The organism is Phenylobacterium sp., from assembly GCF_004299445.1.
Classification (GTDB): Bacteria; Pseudomonadota; Alphaproteobacteria; order Caulobacterales; family Caulobacteraceae; genus Phenylobacterium.
The window spans coordinates 1-1362 of the sequence record NZ_SCTC01000093.1 but is presented as its reverse complement, the minus strand read 5'-3'; the positions used below and the strand labels follow the sequence as shown (position 1 = coordinate 1362).

Sequence of the window (1362 nt, the reverse complement as noted above, 5' to 3'; positions counted from 1 at the left end):
CAGCGACGTCCGGCCCGGCGTCGACTCGTAGAGCCGCGACTCGATACCCACCTCGTCGAGGAGCGTGGCGACGTACTCCGCCGCCTTCCGCTCCCCCGGACCCTCCTGGTCGCCGTAGTTGGTCGTGTCGATCCGGATCAGCTCGCGGCACAGGTCGACGACCTCGCCCGCGGGGTCGTAGGACACGGCGTCCGTCTCGGTGCTCATGCCACCATCAAAGCACCCGTCGCGGGCCTCCCCGATGCGAGACGGAGGCCCTCTCTTTGCTACTGTTCCACCGCACTCGTCCGGGTGGCGGAATTGGTAGACGCGCTAGCTTGAGGTGCTAGTGCCCGTATTAGGGCGTAGGGGTTCAAGTCCCCTCTCGGACACTGAGAAGGCTCCGGCTCCACGGGGCCTTTTCTTCATTTCGGCACCTCGAAGCCAGCGTCGAAGCCGCTTACGGGCGGAACGCGAGGCAGGCGAGCAGCAGGTCGGTCTCCGGCACGCTGACCAGTACCTCGTCGTACTTCTCGCCGTGCAGCCTCACCTTCAGTGCCGGTATCCCGCGCCGCAGCGAGACGAGCTGCCTGCGGCCGCGGGAGTACCAGGTCCCGATCAGCCTCACGCGTGGCAGACCGAGGCCGACGCGCAGACCCCGGACCTCCCTCCACGAGTCCATGAGGTCGACGGAGTCCACCGAGGACAGCGGGACCACCAGGTCACGCACCAGCCCGAGGACGTGCTCGGCAGGGCTGAACCGCACGACCAGGTGATGTCCGTCGATCTCCATCCAGGCCATGGGCCCAGTCAAGCCCGGTACGGCACCCAGCGACAGGGACCTTGGACCCGCCCCTGCTCGACCTTCGCCTCAGGAGGCGGGCAGCCCGCCGGGACGAGACTGGGAGGCGAGCAGGACGGGAGCCGCGATGGCGTCGGGTTTGACGAGCACGCAGGTGCAGCAGTCGCGGGACCGGTACGGCGCCAACGTGATGCCGGCGCCGCCGCGCCCGCACCCGCTGCGGATGCTCGCTGCCCAGCTCACCCACCTCCTCGCCGTCCTGCTGTGGGTGGCGGCCGCGCTGGCGCTGGTCGCCGGGATGCCGGCGATCAGCGTGGCGATCGTCGTGATCATCCTGCTCAACGGTGGCTTCGCGTTCTGGCAGGAGTTCCGCGCCGACCGCTCGGCGCAGCAGCTGCGGGCCCTGCTCCCGGTCCGCGCCCGGGTCGTGCGTGATGGACGCCTGACGACGGTCGAGGTCGCGGACCTGGTGGTCGGCGACCACGTCCTGCTCGAGGCCGGTGACCGGGTCGGCGCCGACATGACGGTGGTCGAGAGCAGCGGGCTGAGCCTGGACGAGTCGATGCTGACCGGCGAGAGCG

At 69.8% G+C, this 1362-nt stretch carries 2 protein-coding genes, 1 tRNA gene and 1 pseudogene; 2 read left to right on the top strand and 2 right to left on the bottom strand.

Annotated elements, in window-relative coordinates:
- A pseudogene (locus tag EPN98_RS24460) lies at window positions 1–207 on the bottom strand (hypothetical protein); the annotation flags it as partial.
- A gap of 78 nt (window positions 208–285) precedes the next feature.
- Here EPN98_RS24460 and EPN98_RS24455 point away from each other — a divergent pair.
- Window positions 286–371: transfer RNA gene (locus EPN98_RS24455), tRNA-Leu, on the top strand.
- A 68-nt stretch (window positions 372–439) separates the two neighbouring features.
- On the opposite strand, the gene EPN98_RS24450 is transcribed toward EPN98_RS24455, so the two are convergent.
- Window positions 440–781 (bottom strand): hypothetical protein, encoded by a 342-nt coding sequence (locus EPN98_RS24450; protein WP_293365623.1) that lies wholly within the window; start codon window positions 779–781, stop codon window positions 440–442.
- A gap of 139 nt (window positions 782–920) precedes the next feature.
- On the opposite strand from EPN98_RS24450, the gene EPN98_RS24445 reads away from it, so the two are divergent.
- On the top strand, window positions 921–1362 hold a 442-nt coding region (locus EPN98_RS24445; protein WP_293365622.1), incomplete at its 3' end, for a cation-transporting P-type ATPase.